Origin of the sequence: Pseudactinotalea sp. Z1739, from assembly GCF_049725055.1 — a bacterium.
In the GTDB taxonomy this organism is placed as follows: Bacteria; Actinomycetota; Actinomycetes; order Actinomycetales; family Beutenbergiaceae; genus CALKWS01.
This window is the reverse complement of record NZ_JBMPQA010000001.1, coordinates 481,080-501,274: the sequence shown is the minus strand read 5'-3', so window position 1 is coordinate 501,274 and position 20,195 is coordinate 481,080. Positions and strand designations below refer to the sequence as shown.

General features: G+C 68.2%; 13 protein-coding genes. 8 read left to right on the top strand and 5 right to left on the bottom strand.

The features are described from left to right. Positions 1-47 precede the first annotated feature (47 nt). The 3 genes from ACO0LV_RS02270 to ACO0LV_RS02260 are packed head-to-tail and all read left to right on the top strand — an operon-like array spanning position 48 to position 5,034. Positions 48-2,099, top strand: coding sequence for a hypothetical protein (locus ACO0LV_RS02270; protein ID WP_424786237.1), 2,052 nt, complete (start codon positions 48-50; stop codon positions 2,097-2,099). A gap of 3 nt (positions 2,100-2,102) precedes the next feature. Further along, on the top strand, positions 2,103-4,322 hold the full coding sequence (locus ACO0LV_RS02265) for a metallophosphoesterase family protein (protein ID WP_424786236.1): 2,220 nt from the start codon (positions 2,103-2,105) through the stop codon (positions 4,320-4,322). A 58-nt stretch (positions 4,323-4,380) separates the two neighbouring features. Beyond that, on the top strand, positions 4,381-5,034 hold the full coding sequence (locus tag ACO0LV_RS02260) for a vitamin K epoxide reductase family protein (RefSeq protein ID WP_424786235.1): 654 nt from the start codon (positions 4,381-4,383) through the stop codon (positions 5,032-5,034). Between the two features lie 3 nt (positions 5,035-5,037). Here ACO0LV_RS02260 and ACO0LV_RS02255 read toward each other — a convergent pair whose 3' ends face one another. The 4 genes from ACO0LV_RS02255 to ACO0LV_RS02240 form a co-directional block, all read right to left on the bottom strand. Beyond that, the gene (locus ACO0LV_RS02255; RefSeq protein ID WP_424786234.1) at positions 5,038-6,099 is read right to left on the bottom strand and encodes a hemolysin family protein; all 1,062 of its coding nucleotides are present in this window, start codon (positions 6,097-6,099) and stop codon (positions 5,038-5,040) included. Further along, on the bottom strand, positions 6,096-7,508 hold the full coding sequence (locus tag ACO0LV_RS02250) for a hemolysin family protein (RefSeq protein WP_424786233.1): 1,413 nt from the start codon (positions 7,506-7,508) through the stop codon (positions 6,096-6,098). Before ACO0LV_RS02250 ends, ACO0LV_RS02255 begins: the two co-directional genes overlap by 4 nt. A gap of 457 nt (positions 7,509-7,965) precedes the next feature. After that, complete coding sequence (gene gndA / locus ACO0LV_RS02245; RefSeq protein ID WP_424786232.1) at positions 7,966-9,408, bottom strand: NADP-dependent phosphogluconate dehydrogenase; 1,443 nt, start codon at positions 9,406-9,408, stop codon at positions 7,966-7,968. Positions 9,409-9,444: 36 nt separating this feature from the next. Beyond that, positions 9,445-10,272, bottom strand: a complete 828-nt coding sequence (locus ACO0LV_RS02240; RefSeq protein WP_424786231.1) for a sugar phosphate isomerase/epimerase family protein — start codon at positions 10,270-10,272, stop codon at positions 9,445-9,447. A gap of 100 nt (positions 10,273-10,372) precedes the next feature. On the opposite strand from ACO0LV_RS02240, the gene ACO0LV_RS02235 reads away from it, so the two are divergent. From ACO0LV_RS02235 to ACO0LV_RS02225, 3 genes are all read left to right on the top strand, one after another. After that, positions 10,373-11,425 carry a LacI family DNA-binding transcriptional regulator gene (locus ACO0LV_RS02235; protein ID WP_424786230.1) on the top strand — a complete coding sequence of 351 codons (1,053 nt, stop codon included), beginning with the start codon at positions 10,373-10,375 and terminating at the stop codon, positions 11,423-11,425. Positions 11,426-11,662: 237 nt separating this feature from the next. Then, a complete protein-coding gene (locus tag ACO0LV_RS02230; protein WP_424786229.1) occupies positions 11,663-12,265 on the top strand; it encodes a DUF6318 family protein in 603 nt (200 codons plus the stop codon). Positions 12,266-12,387: 122 nt separating this feature from the next. Continuing rightward, positions 12,388-13,137, top strand: a complete 750-nt coding sequence (locus ACO0LV_RS02225; protein WP_424786228.1) for a PKD domain-containing protein — start codon at positions 12,388-12,390, stop codon at positions 13,135-13,137. A 146-nt stretch (positions 13,138-13,283) separates the two neighbouring features. Here the strand turns inward: ACO0LV_RS02225 and ACO0LV_RS02220 are convergent, their stop codons facing one another. Further along, entirely contained in the window at positions 13,284-17,039 is a 3,756-nt protein-coding gene (locus ACO0LV_RS02220) for an FIMAH domain-containing protein (RefSeq protein ID WP_424786227.1), read from the bottom strand. Positions 17,040-17,373: 334 nt separating this feature from the next. Between ACO0LV_RS02220 and uxaC the strand changes: the two genes are divergently transcribed. Together uxaC and ACO0LV_RS02210 are read left to right on the top strand one after the other, a co-directional pair. After that, a complete protein-coding gene (uxaC, locus tag ACO0LV_RS02215) occupies positions 17,374-18,789 on the top strand; it encodes a glucuronate isomerase (protein ID WP_424786226.1) in 1,416 nt (471 codons plus the stop codon). Further along, positions 18,786-20,171 (top strand): mannitol dehydrogenase family protein, encoded by a 1,386-nt coding sequence (locus ACO0LV_RS02210; RefSeq protein ID WP_424786225.1) that lies wholly within the window; start codon positions 18,786-18,788, stop codon positions 20,169-20,171. Before uxaC ends, ACO0LV_RS02210 begins: the two co-directional genes overlap by 4 nt. Positions 20,172-20,195: the final 24 nt, after the last annotated feature.

The window sequence follows — 20,195 nt, the reverse complement described above, 5'->3', positions numbered from 1 at the left end:
ACTCCGGTGCACTCTGTGAGCAGATCGGCGATCCAAGGAGTAGGTGCGTGCATAGGGCGGTCCGGAACCTCTCGGTAGCGGTCGCGGCCGCCGTCCTGGTGCTGGCCGGCTGCACCGGTGGTCGAGAACTCGACCCCGAGCCCACCGGTCCGGTACCGCCGCCACCCCCGATCGCCACGACCCACACTCCGGACGAGGTCCCGGTGTTGCTTGCCTCGCAACGACCCGAGGAGATGGCCCTGGCCGTGAGCGAACGCTACTTCGCCTCCGCGCACATAGTGGTGATGGCCCCTGTGGACGATCAGGCCGCAATCGCCCGGGCAGCGTCGATCTCGATGGCCGCGGGAACCCCGCTGCTGCTCACCGGCACCCCAGGTGGCGGTCTGGCCGTGGAGGCCGAACTGGTTCGGTTGAGCACCCACTCCGTCATCACCGTCGGGGCTGTGGACGTGGCCGATTTCGACGTGACTGCGCTGGACATCGTGCCCGCGCCGGCCGACGCCGCTGACCTGGGTGAGATCCTCGGCTTGGACCTGACCGCCGTGGACGGGTCCCACCTGGGGCCCGAGCCCGCCGAGCCTCCGGACGAGCTGGCTCAGGACCCGGAGGACACCGACGGTGACGGCGCGGGTGAGGATGAGACGGGAACGGAGGACGACGCCGCATCCGGAGACGATGCAGCGGGCTCCGGCTCCGATGGCACCGGCGCCGATGCCGACGACGGCGACGGCGACAACAGCGGCTCCGGTGGCGACGGTTCCGGCACGACTGACTCCTCCGGCACGGATGAGAGTTCGGCCACCGGTGCGGACGAGGCATCCGGGGATCAGACCTCCGGGGACGAAGCACGCGAGAACGGCGACGGCGACGGCAGCGGTGAGGGCGAGAACGGCGACGGCGATGGCAGCGGTGAGAGCGAGAACGGCAACGGTGAGGAGGGTACCGATGCGGACGGGGGCGCTGTGGGTGCGGGCAGTTACGTCGAGGCGCTGATCTACATGAGTGTGGGTGAGGTGCTCGACGTCGAACCGGCCGATGACACGACGCCGGAGCCGGTCGGTGAGATCAGCCCCACCGAACCCACCGAGCGCCTGGACGGGCCGATCGTGCTGGCCGATGGTGAACCCGAGCAGGCCGCCGCGATCGGGATCGCCCGCGCCGCCGGTGCCACGGTGGTCCTCACCGAGCAGATCAACTCCGGGGTGATGAGTGAGATCTCCGGGGCCGACTCCATCCTGGGACTGGGCACCAGTTTCGGGGACGATGCCGAGTTCAGCTGGCGGGTCCTGACTGCCGCCACCGGGACCGAACTGCCCGGCGGCGGTCAGGAGGTGTTCGGGGGCAAGCGCTACATCGCGTTGTACGGGCACCCCGTGACGCCGGTCCTGGGCGTCCTGGGGGAACAGGGCACCGAGGAGACAATCGATCTGGCCGCGGAGTACGCCGAGCCGTATACCGAGTTGACCGAGGATCAAGTGATCCCGGCGCTGGAGATCATCGTGACCGTGGCCACCACGGGTGCTGGTGAGGACGGCATGTATTCCAATGCCTGGCCCTCGGAGACGTTCATCCCGTTGATCGAGGCTGCCGAGGAGGCCGGCCAGTACGTGGTGCTGGACTTCCAGCCCGGACGCAACCATTTCGTGGACCAGATCGAGATGTATGAGGACCTGCTCGCCTACCCGCACGTGGGCGTGGCACTGGACCCGGAGTGGCGGCTGCGCCCGGATCAGGTGCATCTGAGCCAGATCGGGCACGTGGAGGCCGAGGAGGTCAACGAGGTGGTCGACTACCTCGCGGAATTCGTCATCGAACACGACCTTCCGCAGAAGATGCTGGTCCTGCACCAATTCCAGATCCAGATGATCCGGGACCGGGACCAGGTGGACACTTCGCGCCCCCAGGTGGCGGTGCTCATCCACGCCGATGGTCAGGGGCCGGTGCCCAGCAAGTTCGATACGTGGAACGTGCTGCACCGGGACGCGCCCGAAGGAATCGCCTGGGGATGGAAGAATTTCATCGATGAGGACGATCCGATGATGACCCCGGAGGAGACCTACGATGTCGAGCCCGTCCCGGAGTTCGTGAGTTACCAGTAGCCGATGACCGATCAGACCCACGAGCCGCAGCATGACGGCGATCGCACCGCGGCTGGCCCGGACACCGATGCGCGGCCGGCATCCGGAGCGCCGCCGGCCGAGCCCTCGGCGCGCCGGTTCGCGTGGTGGCACGGGCTGCGGCCGCTGACGCGCCGTGCGATCCGGGTGGGCGCAGCGGTTCTGATGGCGCTGCTCGTCTCGATCGGATTCGCGGTCTCCACCGCCTCCTACACGGGGTCGCTCGGACCGCACGTCGCCGAGTACAGCACCCGCCTGAACGGGGAGATCCGCGTGGACATGGGGCCGCTCGGGTCGCTGGTGATCTCCTCGCCGTTACCGGTCAACCTGGGCGTGGACGTGCTGGTGCGGGAGATCCCCGATCAACTCACCAGTGACGACGCCGACCCGATCGCCGGGTTGATGACGGACCTGAACTCCTACAACCAGTTCCTGGCCAATCCCCAAGCAACGATCGACGACGCCGCCCGTGGCCTCCTCGGTGACGTCGTGGGCCGGGCCGTGGTCACGCTCGCCGTGCTCCTGATGGGGATCGCCCTGGGCAGACTCGTGGCCCACGGTGTGCTGCGGGAGGCGCTCAAGAGTGCCTGGCGACAGCCAGGAGTGCCGTTCGTGGCGCCCACCCTGGCGGTGGTGCTGGTGATCCTGCCGCTGACAGACCTGACCCGCAGTTTCGGTCTGGAGGGGCGTAGTTCACCGGTACTGGCCGGGACACCACTGGAGGATGCCCGGATCACCGGACGGTTGGCCACGATCGTCGACCACTACGGCGGCATGGTGGTACGCGCGGTAGAGGACAACACACGCTTCTACGCCGATGTGGAGGCGAACCTCGTCGCGGCCTACGAGGCCGACCCGGCGGCGTTGGCGCCACCGGTCCGGCCGGTCCTGCTGACGGAGGATGACGAGGGGGCTGACGAAGGCACCGAGGGTGGTGAGGATGCCGGCGGCACTGGGGACACTGACGACGGCGAGGCCACTGACGGTGCTGAGGGCACCCAGGGCGCCGCCGGGACCAATGACGACGCTGGCACCGAGCGCGACGATGGCACCGAGCGCGACGATGGCACCGAGCGCGACGATGTTACCGAGGCCGCCAACGGCGCTGACGGTGATGCCGGCGCAGCGGGTACTGACGGCAGTGGCGGAACTGACGGTTCCGCGGGCGATGCCACCACCACTCCGGGCGACTTGGGCGAGGCCGTCGGGCTGGACGAGGATGAGGGCGAGGCTCCCGCGGATACCGATGCGCAGGTGCCCCAGCCCGACCGCACACAGTCTTTGGCTTTCACCGACCCCGATGCCGAGTACGCCACCTTCCTGATGGTCGCGGACCTGCACTGCAACGTCGGGATGGGCCCGGTGATCGGCACCGCCGCCACGCTCGGCGAGGTCGATGCCATCCTGAACGCCGGCGACACGGTGATGAGCGGCACGTCGGTGGAGTCGTTCTGCGTGAATGCCTTCGCCGACGAGATTCCGTCCGGACTTCCGGTGATCGTCGCGGACGGCAACCATGACTCAGTGCTCACCGGCGAGCAGGAGCGCGCCCGGGGATGGACGGTCCTGGACGGTGACGTGGTCGAGGTGGCCGGGGTGCGAATCCTGGGCGACGCCGACCCCACCCTGACCGAGATCGGCACGGGAACCCGACCGGAGCGCGATGAGACGGTGGTGGAAATGGGCGAGCGGTTGCGCGCTCAGGCGTGTGAGTTGCAGGAGGAGGAGTCCGGTGCGGACATCCTCCTGGTGCACTCCCCGCACGCGGGCCGGCAAGCCCTCGACGCCGGCTGTGTGCCGATGAACCTGTCGGGCCACATGCACACCCAGCGCGGGCCGCTGCAGTTGGGCTGGGGCGTGCAGTATGTCTCCGGGTCGACCGCCGGCGCCACGCTGGGCCGGCCCACGGTCGGCCCACTGCAGGGCACCGCGGCGATGACCATGATCCGGTGGAACCTCACCGAGGGGATCCCGGACCACTACCGACTGATCCATGCCGAGCCCGATACGTCGGTGAGCCTGGGACCCTGGTTGAACTTCCCGGCCCTGCCGACCGAGCACGTCGACCCCAGCGCCCCGACCCCGGACCCGGACCTGGAGATTCCAGACGACGTCGAGGATCTCGAGGACATCGAGGAGGGTGACCCCAGCGCACCCGATCAGAACCTGCCCGAGGACGATGAGGCGATCCGCGAGGAGGGCTGAGGTCAACCGAGCAGTGATCGTTCATACTTGGCAGCAGGTCGCACCGAGAGGATCCCAGGTGAGCGCGAGCGGAATCGACGAAGAGCAGGTGGACGTTGCCGATGCGCACGCCGCCACGACGCACCAGCGTGCCGGCGGGGCCAACCCCGGGTTTGGTCTGCTCCTGGTGATCACCGGGGTGATCGGCGCCCTCGCCTCCATCGCGCTGACCCTGGACTACATCAACCTGCTGCGCGATCCGACCTATGTCCCCACCTGTGACCTCAACCCACTGGTGGGTTGCGGGGACTTCCTCGGCAGCCCGCAGGCGTCGGCGTTCGGGTTCCCCAACGTGGTGATCGGGATGCTCACCTTCCCGGTGCTGGTCACGATCGGGGTGATGCTGCTCGCCGGCGGACGGGCACCGCGCTGGTTCTGGCGCGCCATCGTGGTCGGCACCGCCTTCGGCGTCGGCTTCGTCAGCTGGCTGCAGTATGTGTCTTTCAGCGTGATCGGGGCCCTGTGCCCGTACTGCATGGTGGTCTGGGTGGTGATGATCCCACTGTTCGTGCACACGGTGGCCAGGGCAGCCCAGAACGGCGCCATCCCGGCAAGCACCGCGATGGCGGCGTTCCTGGTGCGCTACCGCTGGGCCCTGACGGGGCTGTGGTACCTGCTGGTGGTCGCCGGGGCGATGTTCGGGCTGGGGGACCGGCTGCTGCTGATCTTCTGACGATCAGCCGTGCTGCTGGCGCCGGGAGTCGTCCCGGATCACCCCGACCAGTTCCTCGATCACATCCTCCAGGGTGACCAGGCCCAGCACCGGGGCGCGGTGGGCAGGGCCCTCGCTGTCGTGCACCAGCGCCAGGTGTGCGGAGGAGGCCTGCATCACCCCGAGCACGTGCTGCAGGGAGTCGGTGACGGTCACCGAGGGCAGTTCCCGCACGATGGCCGGATCGATCGGCTGCCGGCGTTTCTCGGCGTCGTTCTGCAGCAGGTCCTTCAGGTGCACGTACCCACGCATGGTGCCATCGGGCATCCGGATCGGGAAGCGGGAGAAACTCTCGGCGCTGACCTCCTCCGCCTGGGCCGGGGTGACGTCGGGCGGGAGCGTGCGGACCGTGTCGATCGGTAGCAGCACCGAGCGTGTGGAGCGTTCCGCGAACTGCAGCGCGCCCTGGAGCAGGCGTTCGTCGCTGAGTTCGATCATCCCGCCGCTGCGCGATTCGGCCACCAGTTCCGAGACCTCGTTCCGGGTGAAGGCGGAGGTGACCTCCTCCTTCGGCTGGACCCGGATCGCCCGCAGCACCAGGTTGGCCAGTTCGTTCAGGCTCCACAGCACCGGATAGGCGAGCCAGACGATCCCGGACAGGATCGGCGCCAGGATCAGCGCCGACTTCTCCGGGCCGGCCAGCGCGATGTTCTTGGGCACCATCTCCCCGAGCACCACGTGCAGGAACGTGATGAGGACCAGGGAGATCACGAAGGCGATCGGATGCGTCAGCGCGGCTGGTACACCGATCTGCTCCAGTGGTCCGGCGATCGCTCGCTCGATGGCCGGCTCGGAGATCACCAGCAGCAGCAGTGAGCACACCGTGATGCCCATCTGCGCACCGGCCATCATCAACGAGACCCGCTCCATCGCCCGCAGGGTGATCTTGGCGCGCCGGTTACCGGCCTCCACCATGGGTTCGACCTTGGTCCGCCGGGCGGCCACCAGGGCGAACTCGGCGCCGACGAAGAAGGCATTGAACAACAACAGGAACGCCGTGATGGCGATGGCCCAGCCTCCGCTCATGACCGTGTCCCCTCGTCCTCGTCTGCGTGGCTCGGCTCCCCATCGCCTTCGGGCTCGGGCGGCTCGTAGGGACCCAGAGTGCGCAGGCGCAGCCGGTCCACCCGGTGGCCGTCCATCTGCAGCACGGTCATCGCGATCAGCACCCGCTGCTGACCGGGTGTCTCGGCACTGGCGAAGGTGACTTCGTCCCCGGCCTCGGCGAGCCGGTCGAGCAGATCGGCGATCAGGCCGCCGAGGGTGTCGTATGCCTCGTCCTCGGGTAGTTCGATGCCGATCACCTCGCTGGCCTCATCCACCCGCAACAACCCGGACAGGTCCCACGAACCGTCCGGGCTGTGCACCGGGTCGGACTCGTCGGCGTCGTGCTCGTCGCGGACCTCACCGACGATCTCCTCGACCAGGTCCTCCAGGGTCACGAGCCCATCCAGGTCGCCGAACTCATCGATCACCAGGGCCATCTGCAGACCACCGGAGCGTAGATCGTCCATCAGTTGGTCGAGTTCGAGGGATTCCGGGACCAGGGTGGCCTCGGTCAGGATGGCGCTGACCGGGGTGGTGGCACGCTGTTCGAACGGCACCTTGAGGGTCCCGCGCACGTGCACCAACCCGTCCACCCGGGTCTGGGTGTGCCCGTTGTCCTGGATGGTCTGCAGCACCGGGAAGCGGGAGTAGCCGCTGGTCTTGACGGCGTTGACGAGGTCCGCCAGGGTGTCGTCGGGGCTGAGGCTGACGATCTGGGACCGGGGTTTCATCGCGTCGCTGGCGCGAAGGTCGCCGAACTCCAGGGAGCGCGCCACCAGTTCCGCGGTGTGCTCGGCCAGGGTGCCCGAGCGGGCGGAGTGGCGCACCAGCGCAGACAGTTCCTCGGCGCTGCGTGCGGAGGCGAGTTCCTCCTGGGGTTCCATGCCCAGCAGGCGCACGATCCTGTTCGCGGTGCCGTTGAAGAACCGGATCGGCCAGGCGTTGATCGTGGTCCACACCCGCTGGAAGCCGGCGATGAACCGGGCGGTCTGCAGCGGGCGGGCGATAGCCAGGTTCTTCGGTACCAGTTCACCGAAGATCATCGTGGTCCCGGTGGCCAGGACCAGCGCCAGGGTCAGGGAGAGTGGTCGTGCCCGGGAGGGGTCGATGCCCGCGTCCTCCAGCACCGGCTGGAGCAACCGGCCGATCGCAGGCTCGGAGACCCACCCCAGTAGCAGGTTGGTCACGGTGATGCCCAGTTGGGCGCCGGAGAGTTGGGTGGACAGGGTCCGAAGTGCCGCGAGTACACCCTTGGCGCGGCGATCGCCGGCGGCGGCTTGCTTCTCCACGGTCGATCGGGGAACGGTGATGAGCGCGAATTCCGCGGCCACGAACCCGGCGCCGCAGGCGATCAGGACCAGCGCCAGGAGAATGAGGAGGACGTCCATCTACGGCACGTCCGGGAAGGTCAGGGAGGGGCTATGCCCCTCGGTACTGTCAGGGTCCGCGTCGGGATCTGCGGTCTCGCTCGATGCGGATGTGACGTCGGTACTGTCAGAGTCGCCGGTGGCGCCCATGATCTCCATTCCTCGGATGCGGCGGCGGGCCGGTTCGGCCCGACTGAGCAGACATGCTACACAAACGTCCGCGTGCACCGCACGCATGGTGGGGATTGTGTGTGCGTACCCTCACCTGCCCTGCCCTGCCCTGCCCTGCCCGCATCCGGGCCGGAGGGGACCCGAGCGGCCGTGCCGGTGACCGAGCGGCCGGGCTGGTGATCGAGCGGCCGGCCAGGGCCCGGTGGGGTCCTCGTCGCTGCACCTGGCCGCTACGCGACGCAGCGCACCCGAACCCGGGTGCGCTGCGTCGTCGTCGGCTATCTGCCGGCCGGGCACGCCGAGGTGCTCAGGACATCCGCTGCTCGGCGCGGTCACCGGACCAGTCGGTGTGGTAGGTGCCCTCATCGTCGATGCGCTCGTAGGTGTGGGCGCCGAAGTAGTCGCGCAGCCCCTGCACCAGCGATGCGGGCAGGCGGGAGGCACGGGCGGAGTCGTAGTAGGCCAGCGCTGAGGCGAACCCGGGGATCGGCACTCCGGCCGTCCCGGCCTTGGCCACCACCGAGCGCCAGCCGTCCTGGGCCTCGGCCAGACCGGCGTTGATACTCGGTGCGGCCAGCAGCGTGGGCAGGTTCTGGCCCGCGTACTCAGACCGGATCCGTTCCAGCAGCCGGGCCCGGATGATGCATCCGGCGCGCCAGATCTTGGCCACCTCGGCCACGTCCACGTTCCAGTCGTACTGCAACGACGCCGAGCGGATCAGGTCCAGGCCCTGGGCGTAGGCGATCACTTTGGCCGACCACAGCGCCTGCCGCACCGACTCCACGAACGTGGCCCGGTCACTCACATCGATCCCGCCGGTGGGCCCGGCCAGGGACTCCCCGGCGGCGGCACGCAGGTCGGAGTGCCCGGAGACGGAGCGGGCGAAGACCGACTCGGCGATCGTGTTCACCGGCACACCGAGTTCGAGGGCGATCTGAACCGTCCAGCGTCCGGTTCCCTTCTGGCCGGCGGAGTCAGCGATCACGTCCACCAGCCCCTGTCCGGTGCGGGCATCGATCTGGTCCAGCACCTCGGCGGTGATCTCCACCAGGTAGGAGTCCAGGTCGCCGGAGTTCCAGGTGCGGAACACCTCGGCGATCTCGGCGTTGGACAGCCCTGCCACGCGCAGGATGTCGTAGGCCTCGGAGATGAACTGCATGTCGGCGTACTCGATGCCGTTGTGCACCATCTTGACGAAGTGCCCCGACCCGTCCGGGCCGATGTAGGTGCAGCACGGTTCACCGTCGTAGACCGCGGCGATGTCCTCCAGGATCGGACCCAGGGCCTCGTAGGCCTCCGGGGAGCCGCCCGGCATGATCGAGGGGCCCTCCAGGGCACCCTCCTCACCACCGGAGATCCCGGCCCCGACGAAGTGCAACTTGTGCTCGCGCAGGGCCGCTTCCCGGCGCCGGGTGTCCTCGTAGTGGGCGTTGCCGCCGTCGACCACGATGTCGCCCTCTTCCAGCAGCGGGATGAGGGAGTCGATGGTGGCATCGGTCGGGCCGCCGGCCATCACCATGAGGATGATCCGGCGCGGACGCTCCAGGCTGGCGACGAAGTCAGCCAACTCGGTGGCGGGCACGAAGGTGCCCTCGTGGCCGTGGTTGTCGATCAGGTCGTGGGTGCGTCCGGGGCTGCGGTTGAAGACCGCGACAACGTGGCCGCGACGGGCGATGTTGCGCGCGAGGTTGCTGCCCATCACAGCCATGCCGATAACGCCGATGCGGGCGGAGGCCTCAGTGCTGGTCATAGTGCTCTTTCCTGGTTGTGGCCTGGGACCCGGAGGTCAGGCGTAGGGGATGGACTCTTGCTCGAGGAGATCGGTGAACGCCTTCCACGCGGTCCGGAACAGATCCGCGCCGGTGACGTCCGCCGAGGTGGTGTGTGACTCCAGGTGGGGCTCGAGGGAGAAGAATCCCTCGAAGTCATGGGCCCGTAGGGAACGGATGGTCTCCAGGACCTCCCCGTCGCCCTCTCCGGCGGGTACCACCACGCCGTCGGAGGCGCGGGCGTCCTTGATCTGCACGTACTCCAGATGCGGTCGCAGTTGTGCGTACCCGTCGGTGTGCGGACGTACGCCTGCCTGGACGAAGTTTGCCGCGTCCCAGGCGAGCCGGAATCGATGGGAATCCACGGTGGTGACCAGGTCCAGGCAACGCTCGGGGATGTCACCGTAGATCTCTTTCTCGTTCTCGTGCAGCAGGGTCACCCCCGCGGGCTCGGCGAGTTCGACCAGGGCGCGCAGGCGGCGGATGACCTCGTCGCGGGCTTCGTCTGGGTCGATCTCGGGGCGCTGGAAGAAGGAGAAGATGCGGATGTAGGGGGCCCGGAAGTGGTGGGCGACCTCGATCGCTCGGTGCATCCGGTCCAGGTGCGGGGGGAAGTCGTCGTCGATGAAGATCTTCCCGATCGGCGAGCCGATCGCCGAGACCCCGAGGCTGTGGTCGGTGAGGATGTCGCGGGCCTGGCGCAGTTGATCGTCGGTCAGGTCCAGGACGCCGGTGTCCCAGGCACTGCGGATCTCGATGAAGTTCAGCCCGAGTTCTCGGGCGACCGTGCACTGCCGGGTGAAGTCGGAATCGATCTCGTCGGCGAATCCAGACAAGGTCCACATAAGGCGATGGGCTCCCGCGATGGGGTTGGTCGAGTATTCCTGTCGTGCCGTTGGCAGCCTACCGGCTGCCAACGGGTGCACGTGGCAAACGGTTGCCATCATGGTCGTCGGGATCGTAGGCTCGGTGATCGTGCACAGGACCGGCGGACGACGGTCGACGACGATCTACGACGTGGCCGAGGCCGCGGGCGTGGCGCCGTCGACGGTGTCGCGGGCGTTCTCCCGACCGGGCCGGGTCAATGCCGAGACCGCGGAGCGCATCCGCACGATCGCCGCCGAGTTGGGGTACCGGGCGAACCCGCAGGCACGGGCGCTGTCCACCACCCGCACGATGATGCTCGCGGTGGTGCTGGCGGACGTGACCAACCCAGGGTTCTTCGACCTGGTGCGCGGGGCCGGCTCGGCGGCGCGGGAGGCGGGTTACACGATGATGCTCGCCGAGTCCCAGGAATCGCCCGAGCGTGAACGCGAGATCCTCGAGGCGATGGCCGCGAGCGCGGACGGGATCGTACTGGCCGGGGCGCGGATGTCCGACGCCGGGATCCGCCAGATCGCGAAGGTCACCCCGATCGTGATGGTGAACCGTGACGTGACCGGGGTGCCGAGTGTGGTGGTGGACCTGGCCCGCGGGGCACACGCCTCGGCCGAGTACCTGCACCGCCTGGGTCATACGGAGGTGACCTATCTGTCCGGTCCGGAGGCGTCCTGGCCGGATGGGATGCGCTGGCACGCGCTGCGCGAGGCCGGCGTGCAGTTGGGGATGCGGATCCGCCGGTCCGGGCCCTACCGGCCCACCGTGGCCGGGGGAGTGCGCGCGGGGATGAGTTGGTGGGAGGCGTCGCGGGCGGGATCGGCAGGCACCGCGGTGGTGGCCTACAACGATCTGCTGGCGATCGGGTTCATCCGAGCGGTGAGCAAATCCGGTGGGAGGATTCCCGACGACGTCAGCGTGGTGGGGTTCGACAACACCTCCTCCGCCGAACTCATCACGCCCGAACTCACCACCGTGGCGGCACCGATGCATGAGGTGGGCGTGACCGCGGCCACCAATGTGATCGCGCTGGCGCGGGGGGCGACCTCGACGCGGTCCGAGCCGGTGGTGGTACCGACCAGGCTGGTGCAACGCGACTCCTGCGCGGTGCCGGGGCGGTGAGACTGGCTCTTCGGGCGTCGCAACCGTGGTTGTGCTGGTTGTCCACAGATTGCGCTCGAGGGCTGGTCGAGTAGGCGTGGTTGTGGAACTGTGTCCGGTATGGCCAGGGGGCACACGCACAGTAGCGGGGTGGAATCAGGGCTGCCCGGCGATGGGCGAAGCCACGGGTGGGGTCGCGGATGGGGCCGCGGGTCGGGCCCAAGGGGCCGACGACGGTGGTGGCGCGCCGTAGCGGTGGTGGCAGGTGCGGTTCTTGCCGGCGCGGGATTGGTCGGGTGTGACGGTGCGAACGCCGAGCCAGAGCCGGACCCGGAGCCGACGACCACGCAACCCGAGGAGCCGGCGACGCCGGATCCGGAGGAAACCGACTCCGAGCCCGGTGATGACGAGCCGGGACCCCAGGATTATCCCCACCCCGAGCCCGGTCCGGACATCGACGATGAGGGTCAGGCCGGTGCGGAAGCCGCGGCGGTGTATTTCGTGGAGTTGTATTCCTACATCCACGCCACCGGTGACTTCGAAGCATGGGACAGGTTGTCGGCTGACGCTTGCGGCTTCTGTTCGGGTGTCCGCGAGAGCGTCGCCGAAATCTATGGGTCCGGTGGATACGTCGTGACATCTCCTGCCAACGTCCTCGACGTCAGGAGTCAAGTGTGGCCCGAAGATTCCGCTGACTTCGCGGTCGCTGTGGTCAGCGAAGATCCTGGATTCCAGGACTACGACTCCGACGGTGAACTTGTTGAGGAGTTTCCTCCAGAGACAGTTCGGTCGTGGGTCTTACTCGAATATTCTGCCGACGGTTGGAAGGTGACAGGTAGCGAAGTCGAGGCAGTCGAGTGAGCCGGTTCCTCACGGCCTCGGTTCTTCTTGCTCTCGTAGCGATGCCAGTCGCCAGTGCCGGAGCGATCACAGATGAAATGGAGTCAAGCGGTGATGGCCGGCGGTCGTCGTCATCGCGGAGCGTGGGTGATGAGTACATCCTCGAGATGCTCCTGGAGCAGTCGGGACTTCTAAATCCTTCGGCCATCGACGTCACCGATCGATCGCAACCGGCCACGGCACCGCATACACCACCGGTCGGCTCGGGGCCGATGGTGGAGCAGGTGGCGTGGCCGGAGTTCGGTGATGTGCCCGATTGTGGGGTGACGGAGGTGCGCACGTGTTACGACCCCAGCACGGGGGAGGTCACGATCGTGTGGCCCGTGGTCGACGGGGTCGACGAGGCTGACGGGGCTGAGGACGGTGAGGGTGAACCGGACTTCGTGGTGACCGCGACGCAGCTGGTCACGGCGGTGCGGGAGTATGCGCGGGTGCGAATCGCCCCGGCGCCGTTGATCCTGGAACCCGATCAGGACTGGCACCTGGTGAATCTGCCGGTGATTGCCCGTACCGAGCCGGTGGTGCAGGAGTTCTCGGTGGTGCTGCTGGGGCTACCGGTGCAGATCCGGGCGGAGCCGGTGTCGTATTCGTGGGACTTCGGGGACGGCTCGGCGGTGTTGAACACGACTGATCCCGGGGCGGGGTACCCGGATCAGACGATCGAGCATGCCTATGAGGCCGCGGGAGAGTACCAGATCACGTTGATCACATACTGGTCCGGCTCATTCCGGGTGGGTGATGGGGCCTGGATCGACATCGACGGTCTTGGCGTCACGGCCTCGACCTCCCCGGTATTGGATCTGCAGACCCGCACCACCCGCCTGGTCGGCTGACCCCGCGGGTTGACCTCGGATCGGTCCAACCCGGCCGGAGTTGCCTGCATGATCGGGTCGGCGAAGCCGGCCAGACCGGCCCCGACCGAACCAACCCCGACCGAACCAACCCCGACCGGACCGACCCGGCCGGGGCGACCTGCTCGCTACTCGAGTTCCGCCAGCACCGCGCCGACCCGTTCCAGCAGATCAGACTGCGCCTGCTCGGTCAGGGTGTCAGGCCGCTTGGGGTTCTCCAGATGCCGCACGAACCGGTCCAGGGCGGAGGTGGCCGGGTTGGTCCGGTCCGCCTCCAGGTGGCGCAGCGCCTGGTCGAGCGCATTCGTCAACTGGTGAGCGATCGGCCCGGCGATCTGGCCCTCATCCACGTAGGACTGGGTGCGCGACCGCAACTCGCGCACCTGCTCCACCGGGATCCCGCCGTCGTCCTCACCCACCGGGGGCAGCAGTTCGATCACCGTCGGGTCCGGGTTCGGGCCCAGACGCGCGCCGGTGTCGGCCGGTGCGGCGTCGGTCAACTCCAGCAGCCCGCCCATGTCGATACTGCCATCCGCGGCGATCTGCGGGCGGACAGCATCGAAGTCAAGGCTCACGAACCAACTTTCGTCCACCGCCGTACCGTCGACGTTGCGACCGTCGAAGTAGTTGCTCGGATCCGGCCGCAGTGTGTCCTCCTGGTTCACCAGCACGATGTCATCGACCTGCTGACCCCGGTAGGACAGCACCCCGGTGGCCTCGAAGTCGGTCTGCGATGCCGTGTTGGTGGTGAGTTGGACATTCATCCGGCCCAGGGAGTCCACCACGTGCCCGTTGTAGTAACTCGTCACATCGGCCACCCGTGGATCCGGCCCGGAGTTGGACGTGATGCCCTTGGCCAGGTTGTTGTAGGAGATCGAGTTGCGCAGCACGTGCGCGCCGGGCATGGACTCTCCGCCCAGTTTGAACCCGTTCCCTTCGCCCACCAGGGCGATCTCGTCGTCGTTCTCCAGCCACCCGTTGTTGAAAGTGACCGAGTCCTCGATGGTCACCACCCCGATCGAGCCAGTGGTGGAACGGGCATACAGATCCCAGCCGTCATCGATGTTGTGATAGGCGATGTTGTACCGGAACACGTTGCCCTCACCCACGGTCAGTTTCGCGGCGAACCCGTCGGCATCGTTGGCCAGCGGGTCGACGTTGTTGTGCGAGACGCTCGAGAGCACCAGGTTGTGCGAGGGCCACAGTTGCGGCGACTCCACCGAACTCCCCGAGATCTGGACCCCGGTATCTCCGTTGTGATGTGACTCGATCCGCTCGATGACGTTGTGGTGACCCGAGATCAGCAGCGGCTTCTGGTACCCCTGCGAACCGGTGATCTCCAGGTTGTACAGGTGCCAATGGTCCCCGCGCAGGTTGATCCCTCCCGAGGGTGACTCGGACAGGTCCAGCACCGCCCGGGCCCCGGGCTGGGACATCAGGGTGATCGGAGCGCCGGCCGTGCCGTTGTTTCCCCGGTCGATCACGATTGCACGGTCCGGGGTGTAGGTGCCCTCGGCCAGCACGATCTGCTGACCGGGCTGGGCGAAGCCGACCGCGGTGTGGATGTCCAGCGGGTCAGCGGGGCTCCCGGTGCCCTGTGCGGAACCGTTCGGGGCCACGTGGATCGCCTGACCGGGCTCGCCGTAGGAGGCCACGGTGAACCGCAGGTCCACATCGAGACGGTCGTAGGAACTCAACTCCTCGTACTCGGCCAACTGTGGCTGCTCGGCGGCCGGGGTGAGGTGTGCGACGAAGTCGTTCACACCGGCGGCCAGGTCCAGTTCCAGTATCTCGCGCTGCCCCGGTGCCACCTCGGTCACCTCGGTCACCGGCGCGCCCGCGGCATCGGTGATGACCACCTCGCCGGCCACGTTCGCCGTCACGGGCACCGCCACCTGGTGGTGCGGAGTGGTGCGGGTGCCATCGACGTTCAGCGACGGCGTGATGTACTCGATCGGCCGCTCCAGCGGGTCCTCATCGTCGTCGGGGTGGATCGTGGTGAGTTCGATGTCGCTGGCCCTCACCTGGATCCCACGGGTGCCGAACACCCCCACGTAGAAGGAGTCCTCGGACTGGGTCAGGACCAGGTCACGGTCGTAGTAGATGATCTCCTCGTACTCCTGCGCGGGTTCGTCGGTCTCGGGGTTGCCCACGAACGTGGCGCTGGCATGGAAGCCGGTGTTGGAGTAGCGCAGGGTGTACTCGAAGGTGTCCCCGGTGATGAACTTCGGCGGATTGACGTTGCTGCCCTCGGTCATGGCCTCCCGGAAGTCCCAGTCGAAGGGCTCCGAGGCGGTCATGTCCCGGTCCGCCGAGGCCACGGAGGGACCGTCGGTGTAGCCGGTCACGAACTTCCCGCCGGAGAGGCCGTAGCGGGACTGCACCGAGCCGCCGACGATGTCGTTGTACTTCGCCGCCATGGTCCCGGCGGAGTTGAAATACCGGGCCGAGGGGTTGTTCGGGACGAAGTCGTCGATGGCGATGATGCCGAATCCGGACTGGTTGTCCTTGCCCTCGGCGGCCTCGACGGTGAAGGTGACGCTCAGGGTGAAGTTCTCCGTCGCCGGGTCGACTTCGGTGTAGTGGTACCAGAACCCGTCCTCGGAGTCGGCGATCTTGCCGTTGTTGCCGATGGCGTCGAAGAACACCGAGCCGTCCTCGGCCACGATCGCCTCACCACCGGAGCCGACCCCGGCGTGCGCGGTCAACCAGCGCTCGACGACGTCAGCCACCGTCACCTCGTAGGGGTCGGAGACGGTGGAGTCATCGCCGCGGACGGTCCTCACCTGCACCTCGTAGGCTGCCCCGGGTGTCAGGCCGGGGATCTCGGCCTCCGGTTCGGTGAGGCCGGCGGACGTCTCGGTGAAGTCGGTCTCACCACTGGCCCGGTAGGCCACGTCGTAATGCTCGGCCTCCGCCACCGGAGCCCACTCCACGGTCACCGTGGCAAGGCCATCGGTGATGTCGGTAGTCAGCGCCGAGTGGACCTGCGCGGTACCCAGCGGCAGCACGAACTCCGGTGCCGTGACCGGCTCCGAAACCTTGTCCTCCTCTCCGTCCCGGGACAGCACCACCTCTGCGGTGAAGGTGCCCGACGCCGGCGGGGTCAGCGCGATCTGCCCGCTCGCCCCCTCGGTGGCGCTCATCTCCTGCGCCACCACCGTTCCGCCGGCCTCGCTCAGCCTCGCAGTGGCAACGTCAGCGCCGTCTATGCCCACCTCGCCGTCGAAGGAGATCACCAAGTGCGTCGGGTCGTCGGTATCCGGGCCGACGTCGGTGATCACCGGGTCGGCCACCTCGGCCCAGGGGAGGCGTTCGGGCAGCTCGCCCTCGAGCACCTGCATCCGGTAGACATTGATGCCCGATCCGGTGGAGGCCAGGTAGTAGGAACCCGCGTCCGGGACGACGACGGCGGCGGCCGGGATCTGCGCCCCCGGGTCTCCGTAAGCGGGTACCTGGGCAACCACTGCGTCCCCCGCGCCGTCTAAGCGGTGCAGGGCCAGGGTGCGGTCGGCGCTGGCGGAACCGGACAGGGCGTGCACGATCAGGGTGGACTCCTCGGCCACCTCGAAATGCACCGAGCGGGCCTGTGCACTACCTCCGCCGCGCAGTTCGAGCCGCTGGGTGAACTCGTGCCCGCCTGCCCCGGTGCGCGCGTGCGCGGTGACCTGCACGTTGGACCCCGGGGCGGCGGTCACGGTGAAGTCACCGACGGGGAGGTTCTCCTCGAAGGAGCCGGGTTCCATGTCGGAGGCGTTCAACACGAAGTCATCGGACTGGGTGGGCGCGGGATCGGTGTTGGCCGATGCGCCGAGGGCAAGGCCGGTCACCGCCAGTGCGGTGGCAGCCACCGTGGCGATGGCCGAGCGGATCGGGGTTCTCATCGGTCTCCTCGTTGAGTTCGGTGTGGCCGGCGAGCGGGGTGGACGACGACGGCGCCGTCCACTCGAGGCGTGGTGATACGTGGCCGCGACGCGACGCGAGCCGACCGGTTTCCTGGGCATCCGCATCGGTGCGGAAACGTTTACATTACGATGTTCACACAGTAGTCAGGTCCGCGTAGGGCTGTCAATGCGTCGTGTTCCGGCCGGCCCCGGGCATTGCGGCGTCGTGATCGCCGATGGTGGAACAGGTGGTGGCAACAGGTGGTGGCAACAGGTGGTGGCAATAGGTGGCAACGGGTTGCCATCCATCGCTCGGCCCAGCAGCATGGCACGCATGAGTGCCCCTGCCATGGAACTGCATCCAGACCGGCTCCTCCCCGCTGACGCCGGAGTCCGCCAGATCGCCCGGGAACTGTACGAGTCGGTCGCCGGCGCCCCGATCATCTCCCCGCACGGTCACGTGCCTCCGCAGTGGTTGAGCGAGGACACCCCCTTCTCCGACCCCACCTCGCTGCTGATCACCCCGGACCACTACATCAACCGGATGCTGCACGCCCGTGGTGTGTCGCTGGCCGATCTCGGTGTGGGCCGCGGGCCGTTGTCGGAGCAGGATGCCCGGGCGGCCTTCCGGGCCTTCTGCTCGCACTGGCCGGCCTACCGCGGCACCCCGGTGCGCTACTGGCTCGAGGAAGAGCTGATCGGGATCTTCGGCATCACCCAGCGCCCCAGCGCCGAGACCGCCGATGCGATCTATGACCAGATCGCGGCCAAACTCGCCACCGATGCCTTCCGTCCCCGGGCACTCTTCGATGCGTTCAACATCTCGGTACTGGCCACTACCGACGACCCCTGCGATGACCTCGGTGCGCACCGCGCGCTGGCCGACGATCCCGGGTTCAGCGGCCGTGTGATCCCCACCTTCCGGCCGGACAAGTACCTGGACCCCTCGCTGGCCACCTGGAACGACAGCATCGACGCGCTGGCCCGGGCAAGCGGGATCGATACCGGCGACTATGCCGGCTACATCGAGGCGTTGGAGAACCGCCGAGCCCACTTCAAGGCCCACGGAGCGGTCTCCTCCGACCATGGGCACCTGGACGCCGGCACCGCGATCCTGCCCGAAGCCGAGGTGAGCCGGATCTACGCCGCCGCCCGCGCCGGGCAGGTCAGCGATGAGGACGCGCGTGCCTTCCGGTGGCACATGACCTCGGAGATGGCGCGGATGGCCTGCGACGACGGCCTGGTGATGACGCTGCACCCCGGTGTCCGCCGCAACCATCACACCCCGACCTTCGAGACCTACGGGGCCGATGTTGGCTGTGACATCCCTATCGCGATGGAGTTCACCGACTCCCTGCGTCCGCTGCTGAACGCCTACGGCACCCATCCGAACCTGAACCTGGTGCTGTTCACCATCGATGAGACCGTCTTCTCGCGCGAACTCGCCCCGCTGGCCGGGTTCTACCCCTCGGTCTACGTGGGCGTGCCCTGGTGGTTCATCGACGCCCCGGAGGCGATCCAGCGTTTCCGCAGCGCCGTCACCGAGACCGCCGGGTTCTCCCGGGTCTCCGGCTTCATCGACGACACGCGCGCATTCTGCTCCATCCCGGCCCGGCACGACATGTCCCGCCGCCTGGACGCGGGGTACCTGGCCGGACTGGTAGCCCAACACCGCCTGGCTTTGGACGAGGCCCACGAGACGATCACCGAGTTGGTCGTCGACAACCCGACGAGGATCTTCAAACTGTGAACGAGGCAACCCCGCGGCTCACCCGCGCCCTGCTGGACGCACCCAGTGCGCCGGTCCGGATCGTGCACCTGGGACTGGGTAACTTCCACCGCGCCCATCAGGCCTGGCACACCCACAAGGCCCCCGACGCGCATGACTGGGGAATCGCGGCCTTCACCGGCCGGCGCCCCGAGATGGCGCGTGCCCTGGCCCCACAGGACGGGCTGTACACCCTGATCACCCGGGACTCCGGGGGCGACACCTTCGACGTGGTCCGCTCCATCGTGGCGGTCCACGCCTCCGATGAGCACGAGGCGTTCCTGGGCTACCTGCGCCGGGCCGAGGTGGCGATCGTGACCATGACGCTCACCGAGCACGCCTACCTGCGTAACGGGGACGGTGGCCTGGACACCGGCCGCGCGGAGGTCACCGCCGACGTGGAGGCCCTCGCCAGCGGCCGGCCCGTGCAGACCCTGCCCGGGCGGTTGCTCGCCGGCCTGCTGGCCCGCCGCTCGGCCGAAGCCGGCCCGATCACGCTGCTGTCCTGTGACAACCTGCCCGATAACGGTGACGTGACCCGCCGCATCGTCACCGACCTGGCTCGCATCGCCGCGCCCGAGGCGCTGGACTGGATCGAGCGGAACGTGGACTTCGCCACCTCGATGGTGGACCGGATCACGCCGGCCACCACCGATGAGGACATGGCGCTGGTCGCGCGGGAACAGGGGTACGACGACGTCAGCCCGGTTCCGACCGAGCCGTTCAGTGAGTGGGTGGTCTCCGGGACCTTCCCGGCCGGGCGACCCACCTGGGAGGCCGCCGGAGTGCAGTTGGCCCCGGACGTGGCACCGCACGAGCGCCGCAAACTGTGGTTGCTGAACGGTTCGCACTCACTGCTGGCCTATACCGCCCCGCTGCTGGGGCATCGGACCATCGATGAGGCGATCGCGGACGCGCGTTGCCTGGAGTGGGTGAACACGTTCTGGGACGAGGCGCAGCGCAACCTCGGGCTCTCCGATGATCTGGTGGGCCAGTACCGCCAGGACCTGCTGGATCGCTACGGCAACACCGGTGTGCGTCACCACCTGGCCCAGATCGCCTACGACGGCTCACAGAAACTGCCCGTGCGTACGCTGCCCACCGCGCTGGCCGAGCGTGCGGCGGGACGGCTGCCCGCCGGAGCGGCGACGACGTTGGCCGGGTGGGTGCTGCACCTGCGCGGGCAGGGCGCACCGGTGCAGGACGCCGGTGCCGGCCCGGCCCAGGAGGCCGCCGGAGCCGAGGACCTGACCGAGGCCGCGATCGGGGTGCTCAACACCCTGCGGGCCGGTCTCGGCCAGGACGCCGAGTTGGTGAACGTGGTGGTCGAGCGGGTGCAGTACCTGCAGGGGCTGGTGGCCTAGCGCCTCGGTAGCCCCATGCCCGCG

Excerpts from the sequence above, each read along its gene's own strand:
- ACO0LV_RS02265 (WP_424786236.1), top strand. The coding sequence starts at position 2,103 with ATGACCGATCAGACCCACGAGCCGCAGCATGACGGCGATCGCACCGCG.
- ACO0LV_RS02255 (WP_424786234.1), bottom strand. The coding sequence starts at position 6,099 with ATGAGCGGAGGCTGGGCCATCGCCATCACGGCGTTCCTGTTGTTGTTC.
- ACO0LV_RS02250 (WP_424786233.1), bottom strand. The coding sequence starts at position 7,508 with ATGGACGTCCTCCTCATTCTCCTGGCGCTGGTCCTGATCGCCTGCGGC.
- gndA (WP_424786232.1), bottom strand. The coding sequence starts at position 9,408 with ATGACCAGCACTGAGGCCTCCGCCCGCATCGGCGTTATCGGCATGGCT.
- ACO0LV_RS02240 (WP_424786231.1), bottom strand. The coding sequence starts at position 10,272 with ATGTGGACCTTGTCTGGATTCGCCGACGAGATCGATTCCGACTTCACC.
- ACO0LV_RS02235 (WP_424786230.1), top strand. The coding sequence starts at position 10,373 with ATGGTCGTCGGGATCGTAGGCTCGGTGATCGTGCACAGGACCGGCGGA.
- ACO0LV_RS02220 (WP_424786227.1), bottom strand. The coding sequence starts at position 17,039 with ATGAGAACCCCGATCCGCTCGGCCATCGCCACGGTGGCTGCCACCGCA.
- uxaC (WP_424786226.1), top strand. The coding sequence starts at position 17,374 with ATGAGTGCCCCTGCCATGGAACTGCATCCAGACCGGCTCCTCCCCGCT.